This window comes from Mammaliicoccus sp. FSL K6-3158 (genome assembly GCF_038005105.1).
GTDB classification, from domain to species: Bacteria; Bacillota; Bacilli; order Staphylococcales; family Staphylococcaceae; genus Mammaliicoccus; species Mammaliicoccus sciuri.
In genome coordinates this window covers 2,320,467-2,338,183 of the sequence record NZ_JBBOSL010000001.1, presented here as the reverse complement: position 1 = coordinate 2,338,183, position 17,717 = coordinate 2,320,467, and the positions used below count along the sequence as shown (strand labels likewise).

Sequence of the window (17,717 nt, the reverse complement as noted above, 5' to 3'; positions counted from 1 at the left end):
GGCCCGAAAACGAGATTACCAGGCTGATAAAATAAATTATCGGCCTGGTAATTTCCTAATACCACATTAAATGAAACAAGCGGAACCATATCCAACGATGGTTCCGCTTGCTCTGCTCTATTGTCTTACCTACCTTGAATCGGGCTGGTCTATTTTTCTGTGGTGATCTATATATAATCCGAGTGGTGTTAGTATGAATGAAAGTATGATATATGCCCAATTTGATGTATATATTTTAGGTCCTAATTGTAAATAGACCCCTGGTAAATAAAAGGCTAGTATCGTCACAACTAATGTCCCGAATATCAATATATTAGTAATCATGGTTGTCCAATTGGATTCGCTATATATTCGTATTTGAACGACTTTAAATATCATCCATATAAATATAAAAATCATCGTAAATCCTGTTACAAAGGTTATGAGGAATGTGTAAAGATAAGTGAATTCAACTTGTGTGAAGAATCCTGTGAATCCTCTTATGAATGAGAAGACACCTAACAATATAAGGATGTGTAATCCGATGAATTTAAATATATTCTGGAATGTTCTATTTGGCATATTTCTAATCATCGTGTCGGCATGTTTTTTTGGATCGTGTTCAAAAAATTCCATGGCATGCATACCATCTTTTTCGGCACTTAATAAATGATTGAGTATATTGAGCAGCATTTTCTCTGAGTCATATTCATTGATGCTCAAATTTGCGCGTACATATGTTATATAATTTTCGTAAACTTCTCTATCGTGACTATTGAGTCTTAATCGTTTTACGTTGTTTTCTATTATAAGGTCGCGTGTTGATTTTTTCATCAGCGTTTTCCTTTCTGTTATCAATAATTTTATTCTAACAAGTATTTTCTAATAAAACATTACAAATTTGAGGTTTATACTTTTTACAGATGATTAATTTTTCGATATTATTAAATGTAACAGGTGGTGTAGTCTTGGAGATTATGACATTATTTATTATCTTTTTAGTAGGGATTTTTGCAGGAACGATTAATATTGTATCGGCTGGTGGCTCGTTAATTGTCTTGCCGTTACTTATATTTTTTGGATTACCAACTACTGTTGCGAATGCATCGAACAGGGTTGCGATTTTAGTTCAAAATTTATTAGGCTTATATGTGTTTTACATAAAAGGCATGAAAAATGTTAAGTTGAGTTTGATGTTAAGTGTGCCTGCTATAATTGGCTCTTTTATCGGCGTTCATTACGCTATAAATCTCCCGGATGCTGTCTTTAACCGCATGTTAGGTATTATTATGCTTCTCGTTTTAATCGTTATGATTATTCCTACCAGATGGAAAGATACACAAAAACAATCTGAAAAATTATCTACCTTTAGAATTTTCCTTCTTATTATTGTTTTTCTAGCACTTGGTATTTATGGTGGCATTGTTCAAGCTGCTGTAGGATTTTTATTTATTATCGCTTTAAATTTAATTATGCCAAGACTGACTTATGCAGAAGTTCAATGTATGAAGACGTTAGTTATAACGATTTACTTATCATTATCTACCTTTGTTTTTATTTTTCAAGGTTATGTTAATTGGCCATTTGCCATAAGTTTAGCACTTGGTTCAGGTCTAGGTGGCTTTATTGGTGGTCGTTTAACGGTTTCTTTACCTGAAAAGAAACTGAAAATTGTGATGTTTATTATCATATTTATTTTAGCAATTAAGTTACTAATCGAGAATAATTAGGCAGGTTAAAAATGGTTGTCATAAAAAATATAGAAGATGACGCAATGATTTATAACATTAGTGAAATGGCTGCTTCATCATTTAAAGAGGAAAATCAAAGTTTGAAACTTGCTACATCATTGGAATATGAGGCGATAAAGCGGTCTCTTGAATATGAGAAGAGTGTTTTGAAAGGTGCTTTAATTCAAGATGAATGTATCGGTTTTATATGGGCGAAATATAATGTTCATGATCGAGAGGTTAAGATATACAACCTTCTCGTAGATAAAAGTCAAAGAAATAAAGGTATAGCAACCGCTTTGAAACGAGAAATAGAAAAGTGGGCGAAAGATATGGGTGCGTATACCATCGTTTCAACAGTCCATGCTCACAATAAAACAATGATTCATTTAAATGAATCAATGGACTACGAAGTTGAAAAAGTTATTATGCGTAAAAAGCTATTTTAAACAGAAGAGAGGAATTTTATGGCCATATTTGAAGGTTTTTTATGGTTCATCATGGGTATTATCCTAAGTTCAATCATACATCATTATATTTCTAAAATACCTTTAAGTTTTGTTCAAATTATAATTGGTTTTGTTATATTCTTATCTCCAATTCCAGTTGAATTAAATTTTGAGTCAGAAGTATTTATGGTAGGTATTATTGCACCGTTGCTATTTTTAGAAGGTATTTCGGTATCGCGTGTTCATTTAGCGAGGTATTTGAAACCCGTTATGTCAATGGCATTAGTGCTTGTATTCTCAACAGTTATTGGTCTTGGCTTCTTATTACATATTATCTGGCCAGAATTACCATTAGCTGCATGTTTCGCGATTGGTGCAATTGTTTCACCTACAGATGCGGTAGCAGTTCAAGCTATTGCGAAAGGTAAATTATTGCCTAAAGGAGCTATGACCATATTAGAAGGTGAATCTTTACTAAATGATGCTGCAGGTATCTTATCATTTAAGATTGCATTAGCCGCATTAGTAGGTGGTTCATTCTCCTTAACCGGTGCAGTTGGACAGTTCTTTATAACTGCAATCGGTGGCGCAATTGTCGGGCTAATCATTGGTTATGGTGTTGTACAGTTACGTGTTTATTTAACACGAAATGGTATTAATAACGGTAATATGCTTACGTTCATCCAGGTTATTACACCATTTTTAGTTTATATTATTGCTGAAACATTCCATTCATCAGGTATTATTGCTGCAGTTATTGCAGGTTTAATTCACGGTGTCGAAAAAGATAGAATTGCTCAAGCAACAACGAAAGAGCAAGTAACATATAATCATACTTGGGATTTACTGAGTTATTTATTAAACGGTTTTGTATTTATTTTATTAGGCTTCTTAATACCTGAAGTCATGATTAATATATTAGAAGAACCACAACATGAAATTATGCATGTGATAGGTATTACATTATTTGTAGCTGCATTAGTGTATCTATTTAGATATATTTGGGTGCTTATTTCATATCCATATTTCTATTTACCAGAAAGTCGATTTTCTAAAATGTTAAATACGGGTAAAGATATTGCCCCAGAATCTCAAGTAGATAAACCAAATCGCTTTAAATATGCGTTTATTATGACGGTTTGTGGTGTTCACGGTACCATTTCATTAGCAATTGCATTGATGTTGCCATTTAAATTGTCAGAACACACTGATTTTATTTATCGTGATCATCTATTGTTTATCGCAACAGGTGTTATTTTAATCAGTCTTGTACTCGCACAATTAATATTACCGCTCGTTACACCAAAAGCTAAACCGAAAGATCAAAGTTTACTAACATTTAACGAAGCTAAAATTTTATTAATTGAAAGTGCATTAGAAAATCTACAAGAATTTTACAGTAAAGAAACAAGCTATATTTACGGTAAAATCACACGCAGTTATCATATGCAATTATCATTCTTAAGAGAAAATGAAGAAAAAGATGAAGATATTAAAGAGTTAGAACGTATGCAACGCATTGCGATTGATACAGAATTCAATACGTTGGATAAACTCATTAAAGAAAATAAAATATCTCAAAGTACATTTGATAACTACAGACAAATTACAGAACGTTCATCAACATTTAAAAATGCTTCTTTATATACAAAAGCAAAATTAATGTTGAAATTGTTTATTAGACGTAGAAAAATTAAAACATTCATCAGTGCTACAAGTTCACTTTCAATTGAAAGTAACATTAAAGAGATGAGATTTATAAGTAAAGAAGTGCATTTCAATGTTGTTAAAAGATTAACAGAAGAAATGAATGACAACAACGAATTTGAAATTAGCATCGTATGTGATTCTTACTTGAACAAAGTTGAAAGATTAACGCCTGATTACTTCAAAGGCAATCACACTGCTGTATATACAGAAATGGAAATTTACGCATTAAGAATTCAAAGAGAAATGATTAATCAGTTAACAGAAGAAGGTAAAGTCAGTCGTTCAATGGCAATCAAACTAAGAGAATCTGTTAATTATGATGAAATGATCGTTCTCGGTAACAGCATATAGTTTGTTTTCAATAGATAGCTTACATGTTGTGTGGTAAAATGTTTAAGACTATATATAGGAGGCGACACCTATGAAGAAGGCACTTTTACTTATGGTGAGCTCATCAATTATTCTAGCAGCGTGTGGCAATGATGATGAACAGAAAAATCTAGAACAAGAAATTAAATCTTTAGAGAAATCGACTAAAGATTATCAAAAAGATAAAAAGTCTTTAGAAAAAGAAAATGAAAAGTTAAAAGAAAGTATTAAAGATAAAGAAGAACAATTAAAAAAGCTTGAAGATGAAGTGAAAAGCAACCAAACAGATACAGAAGAATCTAAAAGAAGCAAAGATGATTCTAAAGATAAAAAAGAAACTTCAAGTACTGAAAGTAAAGAGGACTCAGCAAAAAAGCCATTTCCTAATACAATTCGAACATCAACAAATGGAGATGTTGAACTCATTCATGATCTTAGAGATAAACATTTTCAATTTGAAGACAGTGGCATGAAAGTCAATATTGATCATTTGCAAATTTTCCAAGTGCATAACATGCCTGAAGGACAGGTCTTACTTTTTAATGGTGCGAAAAATGGTTATGTCGTGATGTATGAAGTATTAACTGAAAATACTTCTAATCATAAGTTATACTATGATAATACGGTGTCTATTCAAGATGGTAGTCATAAACAACGATCTGATTATGCATCATTTATACCAGACTCTCACAATGAAAAGTACATGAAAAAGTCTAAAGAAAATACAGATGAATATCAGCCAGGAGAAAAGACAAAAAGTTTAAAATCTATTCCAATTTCTCAAAAAGCCTATGAAGCGCTTAAAAATAACCGTGCTACTTTCAATATACACGGTGGCGTAAGTAAAACTGCTACATTTGATGATGCAACTGATAAAGTAAAATCATTTAAATTAGATTTATAGGTCGCGTTTAGATTGAATTGTATTAGGGAATAAACAACAAAGGATTATTTGAAAAGAGGGATGTCATCGTGCACGAAAAAGAATTTGTTCTGATTGAAGGCGGAAAAATGACATTATTAGAATTAGGTCATGAAATCGAAACAATCACAGGTCGAACATTACAATCAACAACAGGTGAGGTTAGAAGTTGGCCATCAGAAGCAGTAATTTTTAATCGCAAATCTAATATTAATCAAGTCACATATCGTTTTAACGAAGTTAATGATTTGATTGATGCAACGATTGAAGTTCCTAGAGGCTTTAAAAATTATGATACTGATCCTGTAACAATTAAACTGCTAACATATATTAGAAAAGCATAGTACACATAACGGAGCGGGATGATGAAATCTTTTAAGTATAAAAGATTTCTCACTCGCTCCATATTTTATACATAAGGAGAAATATAATGAGGTCTAAACTGTCGATCTGGAGTTTAATAACATTGCTTGTCTTTGTTATTGCGGGTTGTTCAAATGACGTAACTGAGAAAGAAGGCAAAGAAGGAAAAATTGTATTATCACCTAAAAGTGATGACATTAAAGGGAAAGTCTTGTTTGATAGTGCACATGGTCAAACAGCAGGCAGTGCAGATTGGGTCATTAATGGTGGCTTTTCTGATTTTGCTGATGCATTAACGAAAGAAAACTATGAAGTAACAGATTTAGGATATAACCAATTATTAAATTATGATAAGATGAAAGATTATGAAGTCGTTGTTATTCCAGAGGCTAATAATCCACTTAAAGCGAGTGAACAAGATGCTATAGAGCAATATGTGAAGTCTGGTGGAAGTATATTAATGATTAGTGATCATTATAATGCCGATAGAAACTTTAATCGATATGATTCTTCAGAAGTGATGAATGGTTATAGAAGAGGTGCTTTTGATAATCCTACAAAAGGCATGAACGCTGAAGAAAGCTCCTCAGATAAGATGAAAGATGTTCAAAGTAGAGATTTCTTAAACGAAGTGTTTGGCTTGAGATTTAGATACAATGCATTAGGTAACATTAAAGTTGATGATTTGGCAGATGAAAAAGATAGTTTTGGAATTACTAAAGGTGTTAAAGCAGTATCGATGCATGCCGGTTCAACAATCGCTATTACAGATCCTGATAAAGCAAAAGGTGTCGCTTTTGTTCCTAAATTATCCAAAGATGATGCATGGAATCATGCAGTAGACCAAGGCATATACAATGGTGGTGGCCGCAATGAAGGTCCATATATTGCTGTGAGTAAAGTTTCTAAAGGTAAAGGCGCATTTATAGGCGATTCTTCAATGGTAGAAGACAAGTCACCAAAGTATAAACGTGAAGACAACGGAGAAACTAAAAAGACTTATGATGGATTTAAAGAAGAAGATAACCAAAAAATGATTATGCAAATTGTAGATTGGTTAAATAAAAAAGATGATGACCAAGATTTATCATCCATGAATGTTCAACTTGATGAAAAGACTGATTTATTGAATTTTGAACAACCTGAGAATAGTAGAGAAAATGAAAAAGAACCTTGGGGAACACCTAAACAAGGCTATAAATGGTATGATTCCTCAACTTATGCATCTGGAAGCTATGGTGCAAAAGCAGAAAGTAAAAATAATAAAGCTGATCAATCAACGACGTCTAGTTCTAAGCAACAAAATAATAATCAAACATCCAATAGCGAACAAGGTACATTTGAAATGCCATCATCCGTTCAAAAACAAGAGAAATTTGAAATAACAGTCCATGTCGATGAATCGAAATTAGTAAATAATAAATTCCAAATGTCGATCAAAAATAAAGACGGGCGAGAAGTAGGTATGTTCGACGGACAAGCACCAGGAGTTTCAAGTTCAGTATCACCAAAAATTAAAAACGGTGTAACAGATTGGTATTTTAAATCCAAAATAGCAAACGAAGCAGACAACGAAGTAGAAGTTGAAGTCTTATCAGGCGGCAACGTGATAGCTAAAACCACATTAAATATACAATAACGGGTGTCGTTAGGGACATAATTCTGAGAAATGTCCCTTAATGAGTACTCTCTAACTACCACAATTCAGAATAATGGAAGTTACAGCATTCTAATTACCTCAATTTGGAATTTTGGCAGTTAGCAGTATCTCAATAAATTTCATATAACGACATTAAAGCGTCTGGGCATATGATTATGCTCCAGACGCTATTTATATATAGTTATTTGTAACTTTTTATTTAAATTTTTATTAATAATGTAAAATGCATTTTAGTTGATGTAAGCGTTTCCGTAGATTAAAATTAAACTGTAATCAATTTAAGGGAGGCGTTTTAATATGGCTTTTGAATATCCAACTGCAGCAAATGCAAAATACAAAGTTAAAGACAAGTATCAGAACTTTATCAGTGGTAAATGGGTGGATCCTAAAAATGGTGAATTCTTTGATAATGGATCGCCAGTAACTGGTGAAGTATATGCAAAAATTCCTCGTTCTACAAAAGAAGATATAGATGAAGCAGTTAAAGCAGCACATAAAGCACAAGTTGAGTGGGCGAAAAAGTCGCCAGCTGAACATTCGCAATTACTCTTAGATATAGCAGATCGTATTGAAGAAAATTTAGAAGAATTAGCAGTTGTTGAAACATTTGATAATGGTAAACCTATTAGAGAATGTCTAGCAGCTGATTTACCATTAGTTGTAGATCATTTTAGATATTTTGCTGGAGTTGTCAGAGCAGAAGAAGGGGCAATCTCTCAAATTGACGACAATACAGTAGCGTATCACTTTAAGGAACCTATTGGAGTAGTTGGTCAAATTATTCCATGGAACTTCCCATTATTAATGGCTACTTGGAAGTTAGCGCCAGCAATCGTTACAGGTAATGCTGTTGTACTTAAACCAGCAGAACAAACACCTGTTTCAATTTTACATTTTATTGAACTGATTCAAGACTTATTACCAGAAGGCTTGATTAATGTTGTAAATGGTTTTGGTGCGGAAGCAGGACAAGCTTTAGCGACACATGAAAATATTAATAAAGTTGCATTTACGGGTGAAACAACTACTGGTCGTATCATCATGCAAAATGCGAGTCAAAACTTAATTCCAGTAACACTTGAATTAGGTGGTAAATCACCAAATATCTTCTTCAAAGATATTATGGATGAAGATGATGACTTCTTAGATAAAGCTGTTGAAGGATTAGTGATGTTCGCACTTAACCAAGGTGAAGTATGTACATGTCCATCAAGAGCATTGGTACATGAAGATATTTATGATAAATTTATCGAAAAATGCATCGAGCGTGTAAAACAAATTAAGACAGGTAATCCTCTAGATCCAGAAACAATGCTGGGTGCACAAACGTCACAAGAACAAGCTGAAAAAATTAAGAGTTATTTAGATATTGGTAAACAAGAAGGTGCAGAAGTATTAGTTGGTGGTAATGTAAGAGAAGAAGCTGGAGAATTAGAAAATGGTTTCTATATTGAACCAACAATATTTAAAGGCACACAAAATATGAGAATATTCCAAGAAGAAATTTTTGGACCAGTATTATCATTAGCGACATTTAAAGATGATGAAGAAGCTTTAGAAATGGCGAATGATACTTTATATGGTTTAGGTGCGGGTATTTGGACTAGAAACCAAAATAAAGCTTATCGCTTTGGTAGAGGAATCCAAGCAGGTCGTGTATGGGTGAATAACTACCATACTTATCCAGCTCACGCTGCTTTCGGTGGTTACAAAATGAGTGGTATTGGCCGTGAGAACCATAAGATGATGTTAGAACATTATCAACAAACTAAAAACTTACTCGTGAGTTATGACGAGAAGCCTGCAGGACTGTTCTAAATGACTGAACAAGTCACTGCTACTGAAAAAGCCAAATCACTCATTAGAGAATTAAAGAAAACGCATGGTGAAAACCTTATATTTCATCAATCAGGTGGATGTTGTGATGGTAGCTCTCCAATGTTATTTGTTGAAGGAACATTAATAATTGGAGATGTAGACGTGAAATTAGGTGAAATTGAAGGTGTCCCATTCTATATGAATAATAAGCAATATGAATATTGGAAACATACGAATTTAGAAGTCGATGTTGTTGATGGAAGAGGCGGTATGTTTAGTATAGAAGGCCCAACTGGGAAGAGATTTCACATTAGGAGTTCAGTAAGATCATAATTTTTTGAAGGATGTGCTAAAATATTAGTACATCCTTTTTTGAATATGATAAAGGTTGGGTGAATGAAATGAAACATTACATTGAAACAAAACGTTTAATACTTAGAAATTGGAAAGATGAGGATGTTGCATTATTTCAAAGTATGAATGCAAGTCCTGAAGTGAGAAGGTACTTTCCAGATATATTGAGCTATCGTGCGACTGAAAATATGATTGACCAAATGAAATCGGTCATCGATCAACATGAAATTGGTTTATTTGCTGTGGAATTAAAAGAAACTAAAAGCTTTATTGGTATGGTAGGTTTGAATTATATTCCAGAAGGTAGCGAATTAAGTTTCCCAGAATTACCTTTTTATGAAATAGGTTGGCGCATGGATAAGGATGTATGGGGTAATGGGTTAGCAACAGAAGCGGCGGAAGCAGTATTAACATATGCTAAATCAAAAGGTATCGATGAAGTGTATAGTTTTACGTCGGAAATTAATAAACCTTCCAGAAGAGTCATGGAAAAATTAGAAATGAACCATATTAGGAATTTCTTACATCCAAAAGTCATATATGATGATGATTTAGCAGCACATGTTTTATATCATAAAGTATTGTAAGGAGTAGATGATATGATCGTTATTAGTGCATGTTTAGTTGGAGAAAAAGTAAGGTATGATGGCAACCATAAGTTAGATTTGTTCTATAAGAATCTAATAGATGAGAAGAAAGCAATTAGTATTTGTCCTGAAATATTAGGTGGCTTACAAGTTCCTAGAGAACCAGCAGAAATCATCGGAGGAGATGGTTATGATGTGTGGAATGATCAAGCAAAGGTCATGACTGTTGCAGGTCGTGATGTCACAATACAATTTAAAGAAGGCGCTAAACGTGCACTCTCTATTATTAAAGATTTAAATGCCGATACAGTTATTCTGAAAAGTGACAGTCCTTCATGTGGTAGTACTGTTATATACGATGGTACATTTACGGGAAATAAAAAAGAAGGTGTCGGTGTTACGACAGCCCTCTTTACATTAAATGGTATTAACGTCTATGATGAAAAAACATTTTTAACTATTTTTGATAATCACGAAGTTTAACGGGTTGTGCCATTTTCATAGCACTAAATAAATCATCGATATTTTCTTTAATAATCGCTAAATTTTTATAATCTGAACTGATAAATTCAGTTGATATTAAATGATCAATCATTAAACTTAATGGATTGAAAAATTGTTTAGTATTTAATGCACCAATTGGTTTATGATGTAGTCCTATTTGAGACCATGTATAAATTTCAAAGAATTCCTCTAAAGAACCAGCACCACCAGGTAACATAATGAATGCATCAGCCATATCAGACATCATTTGTTTTCTTTCATGCATTGTTTCGACAACATGATATTCTGTTAAATTCTCATGAGCGATTTCACGTTCTCCTAAAAATCTTGGCATTACGCCAATAGCAATACCATCATGGTCAATGACACCATTGGCAACTGCTCCCATCATACCAGTTGATCCGGCACCGTATACTAACTCATATTTATTTTCGGCTAAATATTTACCTAACACATAAGCTTGTTCTGTATAAATTGGGTCATTTCCCTTACTTGCGCCACAGAAAACAGCAATTTTCTTCATATATATTACTCCTCTCGCATATGTAGTATAATAACTTAAAAGATACTTCTATTTATTTAAGAAGGGGGTATAACTGTGAATATATTTTTAATGGTCGTGCTTATTGTGCTTATTTCATCAGTAGCAGGTCTTATAAAAAACCACCAAAGTAAAACGGTTAGAATAGAAAAAATTAAATCCCAACGTGTTAAAGATGAATTAGAGCTTGAAAAATTAAAGCATGAGAACTATCTATTAGAGACGGATAAGATGCGTTTAGAATTAGAACAAATGAAAGAAATAGATAAAGTTAATTTAGAAAAAGCTAAAAAACAAATGATAGAATAATAACATTCTGGACGATTATCATTGTCCAGAATGTTTTTTTATTAATTTTGATAGAAATTCTGAAAAAACTTTATGGTCATCTTGTGTGAGTTTTTTAGGTCCTTTCGTTCTACCACCTTGTTGACGTACTTGAGCAGAAATATGTCTTTGTGTTAACAGTTGTTCAATATTTTGAGGCGTATACTCGTAACCTTTATGGTGGATAACATGAAGGGCTTTATTTAATAAAAGACTCGCTAGTCCATAATCTTGCGTCACAACGATATCATCTGGTTGCGTCAATTTGACAATTCTAAAGTCTGCACTATCTGAACCATGATCAACATATATTGTTGAAACATAATCGGGATATTCCCTTAGTGAGAAATGGTTAACACTTCTAATAATAAGAACAGAGATGCTTGTATGTTGAGTTAAGCGAATGATATCATCCGTAACTGGACAAGCATCTCCATCTATAATAATTCTGTTAATCATTTATTGCGACGAAATCTTTTCTTAGATTTTTGGTGTTCAGTCGTATGTTCATCATATGGAAATTGACTGATATGTTGAGACATTGACGATTTATGTTGATTAAATAGAAGATGACTAGATTTTTCTTTTTTCTCATTTCTAACTCTTTCATTGACTAATTCTTGAATGTTTGGTTTTGCTTGTTTAGAGCTTACGTCGTTGATTGATTTTGCATTACTGCTTTGTGTAGTTGCTGTGTTCATTTGATGTCCCTCATATTTCTTTATTTCTTTAATACGTTTTTCTTTGTTTTGTTGCTCTAATTTTTGTTCTTCTTGTTCACGCGCTTCGATATTACTTTGTAACTTTTTATCTAACTTCGTCACATCTTTTTCGTTTTCTTTTTGAAGTTTTTCACCTTTTTTAGCTTGTTGTTCTTCAACTTTTTGGTAATGAGTCAATTCTTTAATACGCGCTTTTTTATTTTCTTTTTGTGCTTTTTCTTCTTCTTTATTACGAGCATCGATATTTTTTTGAAGTTTTTTATCTAAATGATCAATTTCTTTTTGTTGTTGTTTTGCTTCTTTTTGTTCTTCTTTAAAAGGTTGTTTCATTTGTTTGTTATATTCATATAAACGTTTCTTTTGAACAACATATGATTTTACAGGTTGTGTTTTTTCTACAACTTTATCTTTCGTTTCGATTGTTTTATCTTTTACTTTATGTGAAAAATCAACAGTCGTTTCAGTTACATGTTTAACATCTGGATGTTCTTTTATTTTTTTGCGTTCTCTAATTAGTGGAACTAATACAAGTGGTAATGTGTTAACAATTAATTTAACTTTATCATTCATGAGTCATTCCTCCGTAGTCATTTCTTATAATATATCTTATTCCAATACCCTAAATCATAATCTTCAAACGATTGGTACGATACGTTAGCCGATATTCTGACCAATTCCAAAACCGAAATATGCAATGGCAATAATAATAACTAAAATAATACGATAAATCGCAAAAGGTATTAATTTAACTCTATTAATCAGTTTTAAGAATAATTTAATAGAAATAAGTCCAAATATAAATGATGCGATAAACCCTACAATATAGAAAGGTATTTGATCCAATGTTATAAATTGTAGATTTCCAAGTAATGCTTTTGCACTCGCTGCAAACATAATGGGTACTGCCATTATGAACGTAAAGTCAGAAGCAGCTTTATGATCTAACTTTAAGAAGACACCTGTCGAAATGGTTGAACCTGAACGACTAAATCCTGGCCATAATGCAATTGCTTGAGATAGACCAATTACAAATGCTTTTGGATAGTTCATATCATCTACTTTGTGTGGATTTGTGACGCGTTTAGAATACATATCCGCACCAATCATATATATAGCCCCAAGTAATAAACCGATTAATACAGTTGGAACACTAAATAAATGTTCTTCAATAAAGTCATCAAATAATAGTCCAAGAATACCAGCTGGTACAAGCCCGACAATAATATGTGACAATTTTAATTTTCTTTTTTTCTGTTCGTTTTGTTTAATATGTAACATTTCAAAATATCGATTTCTAAATATCCATGCTGCTGCAAGGATCGAACCTAATTGGATCACAACTTTAAATGTGAATGCTGATTCGCTTCCAAGAAAGGCTTTAGACTTTAACCACATATCATCTACTAAAATTTGATGTCCTGTAGATGAAACAGGTGCGAATTCTGTTAAACCTTCAACAATACCTAATATAATGGCTTTTATTAATTCTAATATAAACATAGCTTTGCTCCTCTATTTTTATGAAAGTCTGTGGTTATCTAGAGACAATCACCGTATCATTATTGTACCAAATATTACAATGTAATATGCTAATATTTAATAATACATTTTAGTTTATTTTTTTCATAAAGGCGTTATAATGGAACAAGGTGGTGAGATTGTGAAAGATTTAACAAAGTATAGTATGCATTATAAAACGTTGCAAATATTTATGTTTCTCGCTTCGTTTTTATTAAGTATAACAGTCGTATTTCAAAATATATATTTAGGGAAAATTATTAACCAAATGCTCGTCGTAAAATCAAATGGTCAACAACTTTATTTATGGCTAGCAATCTTGCTCATTGTATTGCTTTTAAGAGCATGCTTTAACTACCTTAATCAATTATCAGGACAAAAACTTTCTTATAAAGTTAAAAGAGATGTTAGACATCAATTGATAAATAATGAAACAGATAGAACTAAAATAACAATGATTACTGAAGTGGTTGAGGGTATACATCCTTTTTATGAATCTTATTTGCCTCAAGTCTTCAAATCAACCATTATCCCAGTAACGATTATCATTACATTACTCTTTATTCATTGGCCAGCTGCTTTAATTATGATGATTACAGCGCCATTTATTCCACTGTTCTATATTGTCTTTGGACTAAGAACTCGTGATAAAGCGAAAGACCAAATGCAATCTTTAGATCAATTTGCAGCAGAATTTATAGATTTAACAAAAGGTCTCGTATCGTTAAAACTATTCAATCGAACACATCAAACGACTGAAAAAATCTATAAATCAAGTACGTCATTTAGAGATTTAACAATGGAAATTTTGAAAAGTGCCTTCTTATCAGGCTTAATGTTGGAATTTATCTCAATGCTTGGAATAGGTATTGTGGCACTTGAAGTTGGCCTAAGATTAATCGTATTTCACGATGTATCTTTTGTAGTTGCCATCATTACTTTATTATTAGCACCAGAATTTTATAATGCGATTAAAGACCTAGGACAAGCTTTCCATACGGGTAAACAAAGTGAAGGTTATATTGAATTGATTGAAGAAATGAGTAATGAAGAATCTATACAAGCTTCAAACATTCATATTGACTCAAATATTAATGATGAAGATCTCATTCAATTTGATCATGTATCATTCACTTACCCAGAGCGTAAAGATTTTTCATTTGATCAAATCAATTTAAGTATAAAAGAAAATCATCATACAGCAATTATTGGACCGAGTGGTGCTGGTAAATCGACATTAATCAAACTTATGTTAAATGAATTAAATCTCAATGAAGGTAAGATTATTTATAAAAAACCACTAAAAATGGGTTATTTATCTCAAAGACCTTATATTTTTAGCGCAACTTTGTATGAAAATGTCACGATGTTCCAAAATTATGATGAAAAACGTGTTAATGAAGTGTTAACTGAAGTGGGCTTACTTGAAAAAGTAAAACAATTATCTAAAGGTATGCATACTATGATTGGTGATGGTTATGAAATGTTGTCTGGTGGAGAAATGAGAAGAATAGAACTAGCCAGATTACTATTACTTGATCCAGATGTGGTTATTTTTGATGAACCAACAACTGGATTAGATATTGAAACCGAACAACTTATCGTGCAAACTGTTAACCAATTTGCGCATCAAAAGACTATTCTCACAATCGCGCATCGAAAAGAAGTGTTGAGATATGCCACTGATTTTATAGAAATTCATAATGGAACAGTTCAATCATATGACGCATCTCAAAAAGGTGGTGGTATGTCATGAAAAAAATAAAAATTAAATTTGATAAAGACTTCTATCTTTCTATTGTAATAGGCGTCTTTGGCATGCTAACTGCACTTGGAATGTTTGCATTAAGTGGATATATGATATCTAAAAGTGCACTTGGAACACCTTTATATGCATTAATGATTTTAATTGTATCTATTAAGTTATTTGGTTTTGTTCGTGCAATTACTAGATATTTCGAAAGATTATATTCGCATCGTTCTACATTTACAATGTTGAGGGATATACGTGTTAACTTATTTAATCAACTCATCCCAATTGTTCCAAACGTATTTAGAAGATACCGTTCGAGTGATTTATTAACGCAAATGGTAAACCATGTTGAACGATTACAAAATATTTTACTAAGAGTATATTATCCACCAATTGTTATTATCATTACGACATTTATAACAATACTCGTGATGATTAATTTCAATATATATGTCGGTGTGATTATAGGACTTTCAATGTTAATGTCAGTCATAGTCATCCCTTATTTATCAGCTAAAAGAGCTGAAAGCTTAGCTGAAGCTGTTCAACAAAGTGAAGAAGCATATGTGGCTGAATACTTTGATTTTGAAAAAGGACGTTCAGAATTAAAAAGATTCCAACAATATCGTGCATTTAAAGAGAAAGTTTTAAATAAACAATACCAATATGAAGATAGAAAATATAAAGAACAGAAATTTTTAAGTTCTTATGACTTTATGCTGAATTTATCATCTATGGTGAGTATTTGGTGTATGACCATTTTATGTCTTTGGCAAATACAAGACGGTGTATTAAACGCTGTATTCTTTGCGAGTATATTAATGATTACAATTACGTTATTTGAACAAGCTATCCCGATGACTAATGTTGCATTTTACAAAGCGGATACAGAGCGAAGTCTTAAAAATATTGAAGAAGTCATCAATCAATCATTTGAGGTGCCTCAAGAACGTTCAGTTCAAAATCATGCATTGTATAAAGCAGAGAATGTAATGTTTAAATATGACTTCCAAGAAAGAGAAACGTTATCTCAAATTAACTTTGAAATAAATAAAGGGGATCATGTAGCTATTATAGGTCCTTCAGGTTCAGGTAAGACAACGATGCTCAATATATTAATGGGATTATATAGTGTGAATGATGGCAGTTTATCCTATAAAAGTGAACAGTTGTCTCATATGATTCAGGAAGATTATGTGAATGGAATCAATACAATGTTGCAACATAATCATTATTTCGAAGGCACAGTAAGAGAGAATTTATTAATTGATGTGGAAGATGAACTTATGACTAACGTTCTTGCTGCTGTGAATTTAAAGCATTTAAACTTAGATCAGCAGCTAACTAAAAATGCTGAGAATATTTCAGGTGGGGAACGCCAACGTTTATCTTTAGCAAGATTGTTGTTAAGAAAAGCACAAATATGGTTACTTGATGAACCAACAGCTTCATTAGATGAAGAAAATGAAGAAAATGTTATGAATCTCTTATTAAATAAAGACGATACGATTGTAATTGTGACGCACAACTTGAAATATTTACAATACTTCGATCATATAATCGTTATGAATGAAGGACATATCATAGAGCAAGGTAGTTATACACAACTCATTAAAGAACAAGGTTATTTATATAAAGTCATTCAATTTAATGAGCAATTAGATTAAATAATAGATAAAAAATAAGCATATCACTTTAAACTGAGAATTCAGTTGCGTGATATGCTTATTTATTTTGAGCAAGATGATAGAGGCTTGCTGTATTATTTTTCTTGATTGATTTTATCTACATTATTGATCAATTTTTGTAATAAGTTGTTTAATTGATTGGTTTCTTCATCATTTAACTCTGATACATCTTGAATTAAATGTGAAGCTTGGTGTAAATGTGGTTTCATTTGTTCACTTTTTTCAGTTAGATGAACAAACACTTCTCTTTGATCTAATTCAGAACGTACACGTTTAATTAAATCTAAATTTTCCATTCTTTTTAATAAAGGGGATACAGTACCTGTATCTAGGGCTAAGTCTGTTACAAGCTTTTTGACATTGACCGGTGCGGTTTCCCATAAAATCGTTAATACTAAATATTGTGGATATGTAATATTGTACGTCTTGAAAATTTTGTTTGAATAATAGCGGTTAACTTGTCGTTGCGCATTATACAAATTAAAACACAATTGGTTTTGGATATCTAATTTATCCGGCATAATCTTTCCCCCAAACTACAAATGCAATGGTTCATTATTTTTTTTTGAAATCTCCTAATTCATTATATAATGAATATTTTTATTTTGTAAATATTTTAGTGATGTGTAATTTATGAATATTTAAAGTATAAGTTATAGGATGAACTTTAAGTCTTTGTAGTTTCTGAACTTATATCATATAATTACAGAAAGGTGGTTTGAA

At 32.0% G+C, this 17,717-nt stretch carries 19 protein-coding genes; 13 read left to right on the top strand and 6 right to left on the bottom strand.

The window, feature by feature from the left end; all coding sequences use genetic code 11:
* Positions 1 to 129: 129 nt before the first annotated feature.
* Entirely contained in the window at positions 130 to 813 is a 684-nt protein-coding gene (locus tag MHH94_RS11820) for a DUF1129 family protein (RefSeq protein WP_025904720.1), read from the bottom strand.
* A 143-nt stretch (positions 814 to 956) separates the two neighbouring features.
* Between MHH94_RS11820 and MHH94_RS11815 the strand changes: the two genes are divergently transcribed.
* The 10 genes from MHH94_RS11815 (at position 957) to MHH94_RS11770 (ending at position 10,424) form a co-directional block, all read left to right on the top strand.
* On the top strand, positions 957 to 1,709 hold the full coding sequence (locus MHH94_RS11815) for a sulfite exporter TauE/SafE family protein (protein WP_065380982.1): 753 nt from the start codon (positions 957 to 959) through the stop codon (positions 1,707 to 1,709).
* Positions 1,710 to 1,720: 11 nt separating this feature from the next.
* On the top strand, positions 1,721 to 2,158 hold the full coding sequence (locus tag MHH94_RS11810) for a GNAT family N-acetyltransferase (protein WP_078355488.1): 438 nt from the start codon (positions 1,721 to 1,723) through the stop codon (positions 2,156 to 2,158).
* Positions 2,159 to 2,176: 18 nt separating this feature from the next.
* Positions 2,177 to 4,219, top strand: a complete 2,043-nt coding sequence (locus tag MHH94_RS11805; protein ID WP_058591656.1) for a cation:proton antiporter — start codon at positions 2,177 to 2,179, stop codon at positions 4,217 to 4,219.
* Positions 4,220 to 4,289: 70 nt separating this feature from the next.
* Entirely contained in the window at positions 4,290 to 5,141 is an 852-nt protein-coding gene (locus tag MHH94_RS11800) for an SA0632 family lipoprotein (protein WP_107603058.1), read from the top strand.
* A 68-nt stretch (positions 5,142 to 5,209) separates the two neighbouring features.
* Entirely contained in the window at positions 5,210 to 5,503 is a 294-nt protein-coding gene (locus MHH94_RS11795) for a hypothetical protein (protein ID WP_049319685.1), read from the top strand.
* An 86-nt stretch (positions 5,504 to 5,589) separates the two neighbouring features.
* Positions 5,590 to 7,161, top strand: a complete 1,572-nt coding sequence (locus MHH94_RS11790; protein ID WP_106417416.1) for a Gldg family protein — start codon at positions 5,590 to 5,592, stop codon at positions 7,159 to 7,161.
* A 318-nt stretch (positions 7,162 to 7,479) separates the two neighbouring features.
* The gene (gene exaC, locus MHH94_RS11785; RefSeq protein WP_232179404.1) at positions 7,480 to 9,000 is read left to right on the top strand and encodes an acetaldehyde dehydrogenase ExaC; all 1,521 of its coding nucleotides are present in this window, start codon (positions 7,480 to 7,482) and stop codon (positions 8,998 to 9,000) included.
* Complete coding sequence (locus tag MHH94_RS11780; protein WP_025904728.1) at positions 9,001 to 9,333, top strand: DUF779 domain-containing protein; 333 nt, start codon at positions 9,001 to 9,003, stop codon at positions 9,331 to 9,333.
* A gap of 68 nt (positions 9,334 to 9,401) precedes the next feature.
* Complete coding sequence (locus MHH94_RS11775) at positions 9,402 to 9,941, top strand: GNAT family N-acetyltransferase (RefSeq protein WP_058591652.1); 540 nt, start codon at positions 9,402 to 9,404, stop codon at positions 9,939 to 9,941.
* Positions 9,942 to 9,953: 12 nt separating this feature from the next.
* On the top strand, positions 9,954 to 10,424 hold the full coding sequence (locus tag MHH94_RS11770) for a DUF523 domain-containing protein (RefSeq protein WP_078355491.1): 471 nt from the start codon (positions 9,954 to 9,956) through the stop codon (positions 10,422 to 10,424).
* Here the strand turns inward: MHH94_RS11770 and MHH94_RS11765 are convergent.
* Complete coding sequence (locus MHH94_RS11765; protein WP_058591650.1) at positions 10,399 to 10,968, bottom strand: LOG family protein; 570 nt, start codon at positions 10,966 to 10,968, stop codon at positions 10,399 to 10,401. The two genes, MHH94_RS11770 and MHH94_RS11765, sit on opposite strands and share 26 nt — an antisense overlap.
* Positions 10,969 to 11,043: 75 nt before the next feature.
* On the opposite strand from MHH94_RS11765, the gene MHH94_RS11760 reads away from it, so the two are divergent.
* Entirely contained in the window at positions 11,044 to 11,295 is a 252-nt protein-coding gene (locus MHH94_RS11760; protein ID WP_078355492.1) for a hypothetical protein, read from the top strand.
* Positions 11,296 to 11,313: 18 nt separating this feature from the next.
* On the opposite strand, the gene MHH94_RS11755 is transcribed toward MHH94_RS11760, so the two are convergent.
* From MHH94_RS11755 to MHH94_RS11745, 3 genes are all read right to left on the bottom strand, one after another.
* Positions 11,314 to 11,769, bottom strand: coding sequence for a YaiI/YqxD family protein (locus MHH94_RS11755; protein ID WP_058591766.1), 456 nt, complete (start codon positions 11,767 to 11,769; stop codon positions 11,314 to 11,316).
* Positions 11,769 to 12,605 (bottom strand): hypothetical protein, encoded by an 837-nt coding sequence (locus MHH94_RS11750; protein ID WP_243893252.1) that lies wholly within the window; start codon positions 12,603 to 12,605, stop codon positions 11,769 to 11,771. The genes MHH94_RS11755 and MHH94_RS11750 overlap by 1 nt, the downstream gene beginning before the upstream one ends.
* 84 nt (positions 12,606 to 12,689) lie before the next feature.
* Positions 12,690 to 13,535: an undecaprenyl-diphosphate phosphatase gene (locus MHH94_RS11745; RefSeq protein ID WP_058591649.1), complete on the bottom strand. Its 846-nt coding sequence runs from the start codon at positions 13,533 to 13,535 to the stop codon at positions 12,690 to 12,692.
* Positions 13,536 to 13,695: 160 nt separating this feature from the next.
* Here MHH94_RS11745 and MHH94_RS11740 point away from each other — a divergent pair, with 160 nt between their 5' ends.
* A complete protein-coding gene (locus MHH94_RS11740) occupies positions 13,696 to 15,309 on the top strand; it encodes an ABC transporter ATP-binding protein/permease (RefSeq protein ID WP_078355966.1) in 1,614 nt (537 codons plus the stop codon).
* Positions 15,306 to 16,973: a thiol reductant ABC exporter subunit CydC gene (gene cydC, locus MHH94_RS11735; protein ID WP_119648946.1), complete on the top strand. Its 1,668-nt coding sequence runs from the start codon at positions 15,306 to 15,308 to the stop codon at positions 16,971 to 16,973. Before MHH94_RS11740 ends, cydC begins: the two co-directional genes overlap by 4 nt.
* Before the next feature lie 95 nt (positions 16,974 to 17,068).
* On the opposite strand, the gene MHH94_RS11730 is transcribed toward cydC, so the two are convergent.
* Positions 17,069 to 17,515, bottom strand: a complete 447-nt coding sequence (locus tag MHH94_RS11730) for a MarR family winged helix-turn-helix transcriptional regulator (RefSeq protein WP_025904738.1) — start codon at positions 17,513 to 17,515, stop codon at positions 17,069 to 17,071.
* Positions 17,516 to 17,717: the final 202 nt, after the last annotated feature.